At 60.2% G+C, this 14,115-nt stretch carries 12 protein-coding genes and 1 tRNA gene; 3 read left to right on the top strand and 10 right to left on the bottom strand.

What is annotated here, in order from left to right; genetic code table 11:
* Nucleotide 1 precedes the first annotated feature (1 nt).
* The 3 genes from queC (at nt 2) to nadA (ending at nt 2,156) form a co-directional block, all read left to right on the top strand.
* On the top strand, nt 2-694 hold the full coding sequence (gene queC / locus KW839_RS13380) for a 7-cyano-7-deazaguanine synthase QueC (protein WP_218424606.1): 693 nt from the start codon (nt 2-4) through the stop codon (nt 692-694).
* 63 nt (nt 695-757) lie between these two features.
* A tRNA-Lys gene (locus KW839_RS13375) sits at nt 758-833 on the top strand.
* 264 nt (nt 834-1,097) lie between these two features.
* Nucleotides 1,098-2,156 carry a quinolinate synthase NadA gene (nadA, locus tag KW839_RS13370; RefSeq protein ID WP_060539653.1) on the top strand — a complete coding sequence of 353 codons (1,059 nt, stop codon included), beginning with the start codon at nt 1,098-1,100 and terminating at the stop codon, nt 2,154-2,156.
* A gap of 139 nt (nt 2,157-2,295) precedes the next feature.
* On the opposite strand, the gene KW839_RS13365 is transcribed toward nadA, so the two are convergent.
* From KW839_RS13365 to KW839_RS13320, 10 genes are all read right to left on the bottom strand, one after another.
* Nucleotides 2,296-2,784, bottom strand: a complete 489-nt coding sequence (locus tag KW839_RS13365; RefSeq protein ID WP_218424605.1) for an RDD family protein — start codon at nt 2,782-2,784, stop codon at nt 2,296-2,298.
* Between the two features lie 96 nt (nt 2,785-2,880).
* Nucleotides 2,881-3,093, bottom strand: a complete 213-nt coding sequence (locus KW839_RS13360) for a cold-shock protein (RefSeq protein WP_007977299.1) — start codon at nt 3,091-3,093, stop codon at nt 2,881-2,883.
* A gap of 405 nt (nt 3,094-3,498) precedes the next feature.
* The gene (gcvT, locus tag KW839_RS13355) at nt 3,499-4,623 is read right to left on the bottom strand and encodes a glycine cleavage system aminomethyltransferase GcvT (RefSeq protein ID WP_218424604.1); all 1,125 of its coding nucleotides are present in this window, start codon (nt 4,621-4,623) and stop codon (nt 3,499-3,501) included.
* Between the two features lie 39 nt (nt 4,624-4,662).
* Nucleotides 4,663-6,039: an L-serine ammonia-lyase gene (locus KW839_RS13350; protein ID WP_218424603.1), complete on the bottom strand. Its 1,377-nt coding sequence runs from the start codon at nt 6,037-6,039 to the stop codon at nt 4,663-4,665.
* Nucleotides 6,040-6,246: 207 nt separating this feature from the next.
* A complete protein-coding gene (gcvP, locus tag KW839_RS13345) occupies nt 6,247-9,099 on the bottom strand; it encodes an aminomethyl-transferring glycine dehydrogenase (RefSeq protein WP_218424602.1) in 2,853 nt (950 codons plus the stop codon).
* A gap of 11 nt (nt 9,100-9,110) precedes the next feature.
* Nucleotides 9,111-9,494, bottom strand: a complete 384-nt coding sequence (gene gcvH, locus KW839_RS13340; RefSeq protein ID WP_060539658.1) for a glycine cleavage system protein GcvH — start codon at nt 9,492-9,494, stop codon at nt 9,111-9,113.
* 440 nt (nt 9,495-9,934) lie between these two features.
* Nucleotides 9,935-11,443: a sigma-54-dependent transcriptional regulator gene (locus tag KW839_RS13335; protein ID WP_218424601.1), complete on the bottom strand. Its 1,509-nt coding sequence runs from the start codon at nt 11,441-11,443 to the stop codon at nt 9,935-9,937.
* Between the two features lie 200 nt (nt 11,444-11,643).
* Nucleotides 11,644-12,006, bottom strand: a complete 363-nt coding sequence (locus KW839_RS13330; RefSeq protein WP_060539660.1) for a DUF5064 family protein — start codon at nt 12,004-12,006, stop codon at nt 11,644-11,646.
* A gap of 12 nt (nt 12,007-12,018) precedes the next feature.
* Nucleotides 12,019-12,948: a carbamate kinase gene (gene arcC, locus KW839_RS13325; RefSeq protein ID WP_060539661.1), complete on the bottom strand. Its 930-nt coding sequence runs from the start codon at nt 12,946-12,948 to the stop codon at nt 12,019-12,021.
* A gap of 84 nt (nt 12,949-13,032) precedes the next feature.
* Nucleotides 13,033-14,043 (bottom strand): ornithine carbamoyltransferase, encoded by a 1,011-nt coding sequence (locus KW839_RS13320; protein ID WP_060539662.1) that lies wholly within the window; start codon nt 14,041-14,043, stop codon nt 13,033-13,035.
* Between the last annotated feature and the right edge of the window lie 72 nt (nt 14,044-14,115).

Raw genomic sequence — 14,115 nt, 5'->3', positions numbered from 1 at the left:
TATGACTGAGCAACTGAACACTACTGAAAAGCGTGCGGTCATCTTGCTGTCCGGTGGCCTGGACTCGGCAACGGTCGTCGCGATGGCGCGTGCCGAAGGCTATAGCTGCTACACCATGAGCTTTGACTACGGTCAGCGCTCTCATGCTGAGTTGTACGCCGCCGAGCGCGTTGCGCGGGATCTCGGTGTGGTCGAGCACAAGGTGATCGGTCTCAACCTGAACGGCATGGGTGGCTCAGCGCTGACTGACAGCAGCATCGACATTCCGGAAGAGTTGGGCGAGGGCATTCCGGTGACTTACGTGCCAGCGCGTAACACGGTGTTCCTGTCCCTGGCCCTGGGCTGGGCTGAAGTGCTCGGCGCACGGGACATCTTCATTGGTGTCAATGCGGTGGATTACTCCGGTTACCCGGACTGTCGTCCCGAGTTCATCGAGTCGTTCGAGCGAATGGCCAATCTGGCGACCAAGGCCGGTGTAGAAGGCAATGGCTTCCGCATTCAGGCGCCGCTGCAAAACCTCAGCAAGGCGCAAATTGTTCAGGCTGGCGTGAAGCTGGGTGTGGATTACAGCCTCACCGTTTCCTGCTATCAGGCTGACGACAATGGCCGCGCTTGCGGCAAATGCGACAGCTGCCGCCTGCGCGCTGAAGGCTTCGTGGCGGCCGGAATCAGCGATCCAACCCCTTATTTTTGAATTATTTTAAAATAGGTGTTGAATAGTCCTTAAAAATCAGTATTATACGCGCCACCACACAGCGGGTCGTTAGCTCAGTTGGTAGAGCAGTTGGCTTTTAACCAATTGGTCGTAGGTTCGAATCCCACACGACCCACCATATTTGGCGGTTTAGAAAATCCGGAAGGCCCACGAAAGTGAGGATTTCCGGGTTTTTTTTTGCCTGCGATTTGCGCTTTCGCCGCTCCCGGCCAGCGCTGCGCCGCTCAGGCCAGAATCATCTTTTGCATCCTGCGGTTATTCTGTAGCCTTGCGCATCTTCAAAGCTCTGATGATTACTCACTCTCCCGGCGGTACCCTCAAGGGTCTGGAGCCGGGGTGTATACTCGACTTTCGCGCTTAAGCGCCTGCAGGTCTTGCGAACATGACGCAGATTTCCGAACGCCTTCTGGTTCAAGCCCACCTCGACGCCAAGCAGCCCAAGCCGCTGACCGCTGACGAAGAGGCTTACTACCGCGCTGCCATCGCTGCCGAGCTCAAGGCTCAGGATGCGGTGCTGGTCGCACACTTCTATTGCGATCCGGTGATTCAGGCTCTGGCCGAAGAAACCGGTGGTTGCGTTTCCGACTCGCTGGAAATGGCTCGCTTCGGTAATGCTCACCCGGCCAAGACCGTGGTCGTCGCCGGTGTGAAGTTCATGGGCGAGACGGCCAAGATCCTCAACCCTGAAAAACGCATCCTGATGCCGACCCTGGAGGCGACCTGCTCGCTGGACCTGGGCTGCCCTGTGGACGAGTTTTCGGCGTTCTGCGATCAGCACCCGGAACGTACGGTGGTGGTCTACGCCAACACTTCGGCGGCGGTCAAGGCGCGGGCGGACTGGGTGGTGACTTCAAGCTGTGCGCTGGAGATCGTCGAGAGCCTGATGGATAACGGCGAAACCATCATCTGGGGCCCGGACAAGCACCTGGGTACTTACATCCAGCGCAAGACCGGTGCCGACATGCTGCTGTGGGACGGTGCCTGCATCGTCCACGAAGAGTTCAAATCCAAGCAGCTCGAAGACATGAAGGCGCTGTACCCCGATGCTGCCATTCTGGTGCACCCGGAGTCGCCCACTTCGGTGATCGAGCTGGCGGATGCCGTCGGCTCCACCAGTCAGCTGATTGCAGCGGCACAGAGCCTGCCGAACAAGACGCTGATCGTCGCCACTGATCGCGGCATCTTCTACAAGATGCAGCAGCTTTGCCCGGACAAGGTGTTTATCGAAGCTCCAACGGCGGGTAACGGCGCGGCGTGCCGCAGTTGCGCGCATTGCCCGTGGATGGCGATGAACACCCTTGAGCGCACGCTGAAGAGCTTGAAGGAAGGGGCGAATGAGATCTTTGTTGATCCGGCGCTGATTCCGCAGGCGATTCGGCCGTTGAAACGCATGCTTGATTTCACTCAGGCTGCGCGGATGAAACTGGCGGGGAACGCCTGAGATCTATCAGGCAGGTCGCATAAAACTGTGGGAGCGGGCTTGCCCGCGAAGGGGGCGTATCAGTCGACTTTGATGTTGTCTGACACGCCCCCCCTTCGCGAGCAAGTCCGCTCCCACATTGGTTTGTGCTTGCTGGAAATTACTTGGTCTTCTTGGGAATGCGCACCAGCTGGGTATTGGAGTACATGTCATGCCAGCTGCGTTTTTGCTTGTCGAACAGCGGCCAGAAGAATCCCAGGCCCACGCACAGCAACGACGCGATCGACACCACAAAGCGCAGCAGCGCCTGCCACAGGCTGATGGATGAGCCATCGGCATTCTGTACGCGGATGCACCAGACCTGCATGCCCAGCGTCTGGCCGGTATAGGTCCAGAACTTGGCGAAGAAACCGAACAGCGCGAACAGCAGGATCGTCGAGAGCAGCGGGTCACCGTCCAGCGCGCCAGCTTCGGTCAGGGTGCGCATCCGCTCTTCGCCGATGATCGCCATCTGCACCATCTTGTAAACGCCGCTGGTAACGATCAACAGGGCCGTGCACAACAGGAAGTCATAGAACATCGCAGCCAGACGACGACCCAGGCCAGCGGCGGGAAATTCGCCCTGGGGGGTAAGCAGGTGTTTCGACATGGCGGGCTCTCGGCGAAAAAAAGAAGCCATTTTACGGATTTACGCACACAAAAAAGCCCCTGATGTCAGCATCAGGGGCTTTTTCGTTACAGAAGATTAGGCTTCTGCTTGTACTTCGTCAGCCTGCATGCCTTTCTGGCCCTGCACAGCGATGAAAGTCACTTTCTGGCCCTCTTTCAGGCTCTTGAAGCCGTTGCCCTGGATGGCGCGGAAGTGGACGAACAGATCCGGACCGCTTTCAGGAGTGATAAAACCAAAACCTTTCTCGTCGTTAAACCACTTGACGGTACCGCTCTGACGTTGGGACATTTCTTATTTCCTTTGACGCAAAAATTGATGACAGTCTCTTTCTCATGAAAGAGTACTGGGGCTGGTTGCAGGAGAGTAAGAAGACGTCGAACGGGATGTAGCTAACTTGTAGGCTACTGCCCAGGTCACGATTCCAAGCGACCCATGCAAACACAGTGAACAAACTCTACGCCAACTACGGGAGTAAAAACAAGCCCCCGCGAGGGCCCGTATTTGCTCAGGTTGATGGCATTTAGTCAGTTCACTAGTGGAGCCTTATTCACTAACCTTGTTCAATTGTTTTCGATCGTTATAAGCAAAGTTCATAATCGAAGCTTAGAGCTAAAACCATGCACTATTTTATGGCGATTGCGTTACACATTAGTGCGCTGTTAACGCAATCGCGTTACTTATAGGAACAATTAATCAGCCACGGTAGTAGCGTTGTGGAACAAATGGCATTTTGCTTACAACCAAAGGCACCTTTTTCCCACGTACGATCGCCCACACGGGAGTGTCCAGCGCAGTGTAGGCGCTGTCGACGTAACCCATGGCCAGCGGCGCACCCAAGGTCGGTCCGAAACCACCGCTGCAGACGCTGCCGATGATCTCGCCCGCTTCATTGACGATCTCGGCGCCCTCACGCACCGGGGTGCGCTCCTGCGGTAACAGGCCGACACGCTTGCGGCTGACACCTGATTGTTGCTGAGCGAACACGTTTTCGGCGCCAGGGAAGCCACCGGCCCGCGCACCATCGGCACGGCGAGGTTTCGAGATCGCCCACAGCAGGCTGGCTTCGATTGGCGACGTTTCGGTGTTCATGTCGTGGCCGTACAGGCACAGGCCCGCTTCCAGACGCAGGGAGTCGCGTGCGCCCAGGCCAATGGCAGCCACTTCCGGTTCAGCCAGCAGCGCGCGAGCCAGCGCTTCAGCATTGGCGGCCGGCACGGAGATTTCGAAACCGTCTTCACCGGTATAACCCGAGCGGCTGACGAAGCAGTCCACGCCCAGCAGTTTTACCCGGGCGAACTGCATGAAGGTCATTTTTGCAGCTTCTGGTGCCAGACGCGCCAGCACGGTGACCGCCGCCGGACCTTGCAAGGCGAGCAGCGCACGTTCTTCGAACAGCGGCTCAATGGTGCACTGGTCGCCGATGTGTTGGCGCAGGTGCGCCAGGTCCTGATCCTTGCAAGCGGCGTTGACCACCAGGAACAGCTCGTCGTTGCCCAGGTTGGCGACCATCAGGTCGTCAAGGATGCCACCGGTCTGGTTGGTGAACATGGCGTAGCGCTGCATGCCCACCGGCAGGTCGATGATGTCCACCGGCACCAGGGTCTCCAGGGCCTTGGCAGCGTTGGCACCGGTCAGGCGGATCTGGCCCATGTGCGAGACATCGAACAGCCCGGCTTGATCACGGGTGTGCTGGTGTTCCTTCATCACGCCCAACGGGTATTGCACGGGCATGTCATAGCCGGCGAACGGCACCATGCGCGCACCGAGTTCGATGTGCAGAGCGTGCAGCGGGGTTTTCAACAGTTGTTCGGTGGACATATTCAGCTCCTGAAAAAGTGTGCAGACGTGGTGAGCACATCAGCACTCGATAATGTTGACCGCCAAACCGCCACGGGCGGTTTCCTTGTATTTGCTTTTCATGTCGGCGCCGGTCTGGCGCATGGTGCGAATGACCTTGTCGAGGGAGACGAAGTGTTGCCCGTCGCCGCGCAAGGCCATGCGCACGGCATTGATGGCCTTGACCGAACCCATGGCGTTGCGCTCGATGCAGGGCACCTGCACCAGTCCGCCGATCGGGTCGCAAGTCAGGCCGAGGTTGTGTTCCATGCCGATTTCCGCGGCGTTCTCCACTTGTTGCACGGTGCCACCGAGCACCTCGCACAAGGCACCGGCGGCCATGGAACAGGCAACGCCGACTTCACCCTGACAGCCGACTTCGGCGCCGGAGATCGAGGCGTTTTCCTTGTACAGAATGCCGATGGCCGCAGCGGTCAACAGGAACCGCACCACGCCGTCGTCAGTCGCGCCGGGGATGAAGCGCATGTAGTAATGCAGTACCGCCGGAATGATCCCGGCCGCGCCGTTGGTCGGTGCCGTGACCACGCGCCCGCCATTGGCGTTTTCTTCGTTGACCGCCAGGGCGTAGAGGTTGACCCAGTCCAGCACCGACAGCGGATCGCGCAAGGACGATTCCGGGTTCTTGCACAATTGTCGGTGCAGCGCGGCGGCCCGGCGCTTGACCTTCAGGCCACCGGGCAGGATGCCTTCGTTACGGCATCCGGCCGCAACGCAGTCTTGCATGACTTGCCAGATGTTCAGCAGGCCGGCACGGGTTTGCGCTTCCGGGCGCCAGGCGCTTTCGTTGGTCAGCATCACCTGGCTGATCGACAGTCCGTATTTGACGCAATGACCGAGAAGATCCTTGGCGCTCTTGAACGGGAAGGTCAGGGGCGTGGCGTCTTCGACGATACGGTCGGCGCCGGCGGCGTCTTCATCGACGACAAAACCACCGCCCACCGAGTAATACTCGCGGCTGCGGATTTGCAGGCCTGCGGCGTCGAACGCGCGGAAAATCATGCCGTTAGGGTGATAAGGCAGGGGTTTGCGAATCATCGCCAAGTGTTCTTTCTCGTTGAACGCAATGCTGTGTTCACCGAGCAGGTTCAAGCGTGCGTTGCTGCGAATCTCTTGCAGGCGCGCAGCGACGGTTTCCGTGTCTACGGTATCCGGGTGTTCGCCTTCCAGGCCCAGCAGCACGGCCTTGTCACTGCCGTGGCCCTTGCCGGTGGCGCCGAGCGAGCCGTACAGCTCGACTTTGACGCAGGCGGTTGAGGTCAGCAGGTTCTCGCGACGCAAGCCTTCGGCAAACCGCACAGCCGCGCGCATCGGGCCGACGGTGTGGGAACTGGAGGGGCCGATGCCAATCTTGAACAGGTCGAACACGCTTAACGACATGGTTGTTCTCCGGTTTCTTGTTATTGGATATCGACGCAAATCTTGTGATGAGACTGGACCCTGTGGGAGCGGGCTTGCTCGCGAAGGCGGCGTAACAGGCAGCACATTTGGCGCCTGACACACCGCCTTCGCGAGCAAGCCCGCTCCCACAAGGGGAAGGCGGTGTTCTTGAACAGTGGGGGCGAGTAAACCCACCCCCTCATTCGTTTAAGCGTAGCTTTCGATCGACGGGCAGGCGCAAACCAGGTTGCGATCGCCAAACACGTTGTCGACGCGACCGACCGGCGGCCAGTACTTGCCTTCGATCAACGACGCTACCGGGTAAACCGCTTGCTCGCGGCTGTACGGATGCGTCCACTCGCCAACGATTTCCGCTGCGGTGTGCGGGGCGTTCTTCAGCGGGTTGTCGTCCTTGTCCAGGGTGCCGTTTTCCACCGCGCGGATTTCTTCGCGAATGCGGATCATGGCGTCGCAGAAACGATCCAGTTCTTCCTTGGACTCGCTTTCGGTCGGCTCGATCATCAGTGTGCCGGCCACCGGGAACGACATGGTCGGGGCGTGGAAGCCGAAATCGATCAGGCGCTTGGCGACGTCATCAACACTGATGCCGCTACTGTCTTTCAACGGACGCAGATCCAGGATGCATTCGTGCGCCACCAGGCCATTGCTGCCGGTGTACAGCACTGGGTAATGCTCTTCGAGGCGACGGGAAATGTAGTTGGCATTGAGGATCGCCAGCTGCGAAGCGCGCTTGAGGCCGGCGCCACCCATCATACGAATGTACATCCAGGTGATCGGCAGAATGCTCGCGCTGCCGAACGGTGCCGCGCACACAGCGCCTTCCTTGCGTGCCATGTGGGCGTGGCCCGGCAGGAACGGAGCCAGGTGCGACTTGACGCCGATCGGGCCGACGCCCGGGCCGCCACCACCGTGTGGAATGCAGAACGTCTTGTGCAGGTTCAGGTGCGACACGTCGCCGCCGAACTTGCCTGGTGCACAGAGGCCGACCATTGCGTTCATGTTGGCGCCGTCGATGTACACCTGGCCGCCGTTGTCATGAATGATGCCGCAGATTTCGCGGATGCCTTCTTCGAACACGCCGTGGGTCGACGGGTAAGTGATCATCAGCGCGGCGAGGTGTTCGCGGTGCTCGATAGCCTTGGCGCGCAGGTCTTCGATGTCGACGTTGCCTCGGGCATCGCAGGCGGTCACGACAACGCGCATGCCGGCCATTTGTGCGGTGGCCGGGTTGGTGCCGTGGGCCGACGACGGGATCAGGCAGATGTCGCGACGGTCTTCGCCACGGCTCTGGTGATAGGCACGAATCGCCAGCAGACCTGCGTATTCGCCTTGGGAACCGGCGTTCGGTTGCAGGGAGATCGAGTCGTAACCGGTGGCGGCGCAGAGCATCGCTTCCAGTTCATCGGTCAACTGCTGGTAGCCAGCACTTTGCTCGGCTGGGGCGAACGGGTGCAGGGCGCCGAATTCGGCCCAGGTCACCGGGATCATTTCGCTGGCGGCGTTGAGTTTCATGGTGCACGAACCCAGCGGGATCATGGTGCGATCCAGTGCCAGGTCCTTGTCCGCCAGTTTGCGCAGGTAGCGCATCAGCTCGGTTTCCGAGTGATAGCGGTTGAACACCGGGTGGCTGAGGATTGGCGACTGACGCACCAGGGCGGCCGGCAGAGTGCTGGCGACCGAGGCGGCGAGGGCGGCGAAGTCCGGCAGTGCCTTACCGTCGGCGAAGATTGCCCACAGGGTTTCGATGTCGGACTGGGTGGTGGTTTCGTCCACCGACAGACCCAGGCGTTCGCCATCGACCACACGCAGGTTGATGCGCTGGGCGCGAGCCTGGTCGTGCAGGGCTGCAGTGTTGGCAGCGGTGGCGAGGGTCAGGGTGTCGAAGAAGCTTTGCTGCTCGACGTTCAGGCCCAAGGCGCTCAAGCCCTTGGCCAGAATCGCGGTCAAGTGATGCACGCGATTGGCGATTTGGGTCAGGCCTTTCGGGCCGTGGTACACGGCGTACATGCTGGCGATGTTGGCCAGCAGTACTTGCGCGGTGCAGATGTTGCTGGTCGCTTTTTCACGACGGATGTGTTGTTCGCGGGTCTGCATGGCCAGGCGCAGGGCCGGCTTGCCGAAACGGTCCACGGAAACACCGACCAGACGGCCCGGCATGTCGCGCTTGAACGCATCTTTGGTGGAGAAGTACGCCGCGTGCGGGCCACCGAAGCCCAGCGGCACGCCGAAACGTTGGGCGCTGCCGATAGACACGTCGGCGCCGAATTCGCCCGGCGGAGTCAGCAGGGTCAGGGCCAGCAGGTCAGCCGCCACGGCCACCAGCGCGTTGGCGGCGTGGAAGCGCTCGGTCAGTTCGCGGTAGTCGAACACGTCACCGTTGCTGGCCGGGTATTGCAACAGGGCGCCGAAGAAGGCGCTGACGTCAGTCAGTTCGTGCTCGTCGCCGACAACCACGTCGATGCCCAGCGGCTCGGCGCGGGTGCGCAGTACGTCGAGGGTTTGCGGGTGGCAATGCACGGAAGCGAAGAAGGCGTGGCTGCCCTTGTTCTTGCTCAGGCGTTTGCAGAAGGTCATGGCTTCGGCAGCGGCAGTGGCTTCGTCGAGCAGGGAGGCGTTGGCGATCGGCAGGCCGGTGAGGTCGCTGATCAGGGTCTGGAAGTTCAGCAGCGCTTCGAGACGGCCCTGGGAAATTTCTGGCTGGTATGGGGTGTAGGCGGTGTACCAGGCCGGGTTTTCCAGGAGGTTGCGCAGGATCGGCGAAGGCGTGTGGGTACCGTAGTAGCCCTGGCCGATGTAGGTTTTGAACAGCTGGTTCTTGCCGGCGATGGCCTTGATCGAAGCCAGCGCGTCGGCTTCGCTCAAGCCGTCTTCCAGGCCGAGCACGCTGGTGCCCTTGATGCTGTCGGGAATGACGCTGGCGCTCAGGGCTTCCAGGGAGTCGAAGCCGAGGCTGTTGAGCATCGCTTGTTCGTCACCGGCGCGAGGGCCGATGTGACGGGCGATGAATTCGTTGGCGGTTGTCAGGTTGACTTGAGTCATGTCAGTGCTCCTCAGGCTTCGGCTTGGGCTTTGATCAGGCGGTCGTAGGCGTCCTGATCGAGCAGTTGAGCGACAGCCGAGGCGTCGCTTGGCTGGAAGCGGAAGAACCAGCCTTCGCCCAGCGGATCTTCGTTGACCAGCTCGGGGTTGGCGTCCAGCGCCGGGTTCACTTCCAGCACTTCGCCGTCCAGGGGCATGTATACGCCACTGGCTGCTTTGACCGATTCCACGGTGGCGGCTTCGGCGCCTTTGTCGTAGGACTGCAGCTCGGGCAGTTGAACGAAAACCACGTCGCCCAGGGCGTTCTGTGCAAACGCGGTGATGCCGACAGTTACGCTGCCGTCAGCTTCGGTGCGCAGCCATTCGTGATCTTCAGTAAAACGCAACTCGCTCATGGAAACTCCTGGGGGCCAGACTGGTCTGGTGGATGCTATTGAATGCTGGGGCGGTGCCCGGTTATGCAGGAGTACATAGCAAGAATGCGGCCAGACTTTATAAATTCGTTATTAATCAATGACTTGTATGTATATGTCGGGCAAGTAAATTCAATCACTGTAGCGATATCGATACGGCGCGGGCACGAGAAGAAAGCTGAGGCGGATCAAAGCCTTGCACAGCCGTGATCGGGGAGAGGTGTAGCGATATCGTTCCGCTGTAGCGCTTTCAGTACAGGTGGAGGTCGCTTTTGGAGAGATTTTCCGACGGGACACAGAACCTGTGGGAGCGGGCTTGCTCGCGAAGGCTGTGTGCCAGTCAACATATTCGTCGACTGATACACCGCCTTCGCGAGCAAGCCCGCTCCCACAGGGTTCGCGTGAATCAGAGATGAACGGTTTCAGGCCTTGTTGGGAATCCCGTACTTGCGCAGCCGATGGGCGATAGCGGTGTGGGAGGTTTGCAGGCGGTTGGCCAGTTGGCGGGTCGAGGGGTAGCTGGTGTAGAGTTTTTCCAGCAGGGTTTTCTCGAACTCCTCCATGGCCTGTTCCAGGCTGTCGACTTGCTGGTCGTTCTGGCGGGCCACCGAGGTGCCGGCGATGTCGAGGTCGCCGATGTCCACCAGCGTGCTTTCGCAAATGGCCGCGGCGCGGAAGATCACGTTCTGCAACTGCCGCACATTGCCCGGCCAGCGATTACCCAACAGCGCCGGATAGGTGCCCGGTGCCAGGCGGCAGACCGGGCGCTGGATTTGTGCGCAGGCCTGCTGCATGAAATGGCGGGCCAGCAGCAGAATGTCCTGGCCGCGTTCACGCAGTGGCGGAACCTCGACATTGAGCACATTGAGGCGATAGAACAGGTCTTCGCGGAACTGGCCTTCGCTGACCATTTTTTCCAGATCGCGGTGGGTTGCGCTGAGGATCCGCACGTTGACCTTGACCTCGCGATCACCGCCGACCCGGCGAAAACTGCCGTCGTTGAGAAAACGCAGCAGTTTCGCCTGCAAATACGGCGACATCTCGCCGATCTCGTCGAGAAACACCGTGCCTTGGTTGGCCAGTTCCATCAGCCCCGGCTTGCCTCCCCGTTGCGCGCCGGTGAAGGCGCCCGGGGCATAACCAAACAGCTCGCTCTCGGCGAGGTTCTCCGGCAACGCCGCACAGTTCAACGCCAGGAATGGTGAACTGTGGCGTGCGCTGATGGCGTGGCATGCGCGAGCCACCAGCTCCTTGCCGGTGCCGGTTTCGCCCTGAATCAGCAGCGGTGCATCGAGGGCCGCTACGCGCTGGGCGCGGGCCTTGAGGGTGCGGATCACCGGGGATTCGCCGAGCAGCGCGTCAAACCCTTCGGCATGATCATGGTGCAACGCCGACAGGCGCTCGCCGATGCGGTTCGGTTGATACAGAGTCAGCAGGGCACCGGCATCGGTGATTGGCGTGGCGTCGAGCAGCAAGGTCTGGCCGTTTACGGTGATTTCCCGCAGTGGCAGGCGGAAGCCCTGCTCGAGCAACGCGTCAAGCAAGGCCGGGTCGTTGAACAATTCAGCGATGCTTTCCCCGGCCGGTTCACGGCCGTACAGGGCGATCAATGCCGGGTTGGCCAGCAACACCTTGCCGGCACTGTCCAGCGCCAGCACCGGGTCGGTCATGGCCGCCAGCAAGGCATCGAGCTGCAAATGCCGACGCTGGCCGGGCAGGATATCCACCACCGTCACCGCTTGTACGCCGCGCACGCTGAACAGGGCATCGCGCAGCTCTTCGAGGACTTGCGGGCTCAGGGTCGGGGCGTCGATGTAGACATTGGGCGGAACCATCTCCACCGCATCCAGATTGAGATTGCGCCCGCCGAGCAGGGCCAGGACTTCCTGGGTGATACCGACGCGGTCGATGAAGCTGACGTGGATACGCATGGGGCGTTTTTGGTTCTGAGGTGCGGAGGGTGGCAATTATGCCTTGGTGCGCAGGGAAGGTGAAATTCAGCGCAGGACTTGGGGGGGTTGATACGACCCATGTGGGAGCGGGCTTGCTCGCGAAGGCGGTGTGTCAGTCACTATCTGAATCGACTGGCACACCGCCTTCGCGAGCAAGCCCGCTCCCACAAGGTCGGGGGTTATTCGAAGTGCTCGGGGTTTACCGGGTCGCCGGATTTCATGTTCAGCTGCTCCCGGATGTCTTCAAACATCATGTCGTAATGCTTGTGTACCGACGCAATGGTGCTCTTCTCCTTGGGAATGCCGTACTTCTCGGCGATTTTTGTCACGTTGTTGGCGAAGTTGTACGCTTCCTCCTTGGGCAGGAAGAACGGCTCGCTCATGTCCTTGCCCTGAATGTTGCCATGCATGGTGAACTGGATGCCTTTGTCCCCTTTGGGGCCCTTACTGACTTCGTAGTCGATGTGCAGGTTGTAGCTGACATCATCCGGGGTCAGTGCGTGACGCTCGATGTGTAAATGACCTGGCTCAAACTGTGCCATAGACGTCTCTCCTTATGAGTAAGTAATGCCAGGTGTCGCTGTGCTGATTCGGGTGCCGGCGGTGCCCTGGACGATGGCTTCAATGTCCGAGAGTGAGCCGATGACCGCGACTTTTCCAGTATGGCGCGCAAATTCGCAGGCTGCCTGCACCTTCGGCCCCATGGAGCCGGCGGCGAAGCCGAGTTTTTCCATTTCATCCGGGTGAGCCTGGACGATGGATTTCTGCGTCGGTTTGCCAAAGTCGACAAATGCAGCGTTGACGTCGGTGGCAATTACCAGCAAATCACCTTCAAGCTGTTCGGCCAACAGCGCCGAGCACAGGTCCTTGTCGATCACCGCTTCCACGCCCTCGAGCTTACCGGGGCTGGTATACATGGTCGGGATGCCGCCACCGCCGGCGCAGATCACGATGCTGCCTTTTTCCAGCAGCCACTTGATCGGGCGGATTTCGAAAATTCGTTTCGGTTTCGGGCTGGCGACCACTCGGCGATATTTATCACCGTCCGGGGCGATGGCCCAACCTTTTTCGGCGGCCAGTTGTTCTGCTTCGTCCTTGGCATACACCGGGCCGATGGGCTTGGTGGGATTCTTGAACGCCGGGTCGTCGGCATCGACTTCGACCTGGGTCAGCAGGGTCGCGAAGGGCACCTCGAAGTCCAGCAGGTTGCCCAGTTCCTGTTCGATGATGTAGCCGATCATGCCTTCGGTTTCAGCGCCGAGCACGTCCAGCGGATAGGGTGAAACCGGGGTATAGGCCGCCGCTTGCAGTGACAGCAGGCCTACTTGCGGACCATTGCCGTGGGCAATGACCAGTTGGTTGCCGGGATGGATCTTGGCGATCTGCTCGGTGGCGATGCGGATGTTGGCGCGCTGGTTGTCAGCGGTCATGGGCTCGCCCCGGCGGAGCAGGGCGTTACCGCCCAGAGCAACGACGATACGCATGGTGCATGTCCTTCTAAGCAAAGAGTTTGCAAGTAACGCGGTCTCCCGGTTGAAATCGGGCCAGTGTGGGAGCCGAATCAGCCGTTAGAGGTCAGCCAGGGTCGACACCAGAATCGCCTTGATGGTGTGCATGCGGTTTTCCGCTTGCTCGAAGGCGATGCAGGCCGGCGACTCGAACACGTCATCGGTCACTTCGATGCCGTTTTTCAGGTTCGGGTACTGCTCGGCAATCTGTTTGCCGATCTTGGTGTCGCTGTTGTGAAACGCCGGCAGGCAGTGCATGAACTTGGTGCGCGGGTTGCCGGTGGCCTTCATCAGTTCGGCGTTGACCTGATACGGCAGCAGTTGCTGGATGCGCTCGGCCCAGGCTTCGACCGGTTCGCCCATGGATACCCAGACGTCGGTGTGAATGAAGTCCACGCCCTTGACCGCGGCTTTCGGGTCTTCGGTGAGGGTGATGCGGGCGCCGCTTTCTTCACCGTACTTTTTGCAGCGGGCTACCAGGTCGTCCAGCGGCCACAGGGCTTTCGGCGCGCAGATGCGCACGTCCATGCCGAGCTTGGCGCCGATCAGCAGCAGCGAGTTGCCCATGTTGTTGCGCGCGTCGCCCAGGTACACGTAGCTGATCTCATGGATGGGCTTGTCGGCGTTTTCACGCATGGTCAACACGTCGGCGATCATCTGGGTCGGGTGGTATTCATCGGTCAGGCCGTTGAACACCGGCACGCCGGCGAACTTGGCCAGCTCCTCGACGATTTCCTGCTTGAAGCCACGGTACTCGATGGCATCGTACATGCGCCCCAGCACGCGGGCGGTGTCCTTCATGCTTTCCTTGTGACCGATCTGCGAGGAGTTCGGGTCGATGTAGGTGACGTTGGCGCCCTGGTCGTAGGCTGCAACTTCGAACGCACAGCGGGTGCGGGTCGAGGTTTTCTCGAAGATCAGTGCGATGTTGTTGCCTTTGAGGTGTTGCTGCTCGGTGCCGGTGTACTTGGCGCGTTTGAGGTCGCGGGACAGGTCGAGCAGGTAGCGCAATTCGCGAGGGGTGTGGTGTTCCAGGCTCAGCAGATTGCGGTTATGAATATTGAACGCCATTTTGCTTCTCCTAAAAAGTATCGGTTGTCCCCCTGGCCGCGCTTGCTTTGGGGCAGCGCGGGCCAAGGTTGT

The sequence above is a fragment of the Pseudomonas sp. PDM31 genome (assembly GCF_019218965.1).
Classification (GTDB): domain Bacteria; phylum Pseudomonadota; class Gammaproteobacteria; order Pseudomonadales; family Pseudomonadaceae; genus Aquipseudomonas.
This window is presented reverse-complemented; position numbering and strand designations above follow the sequence as displayed.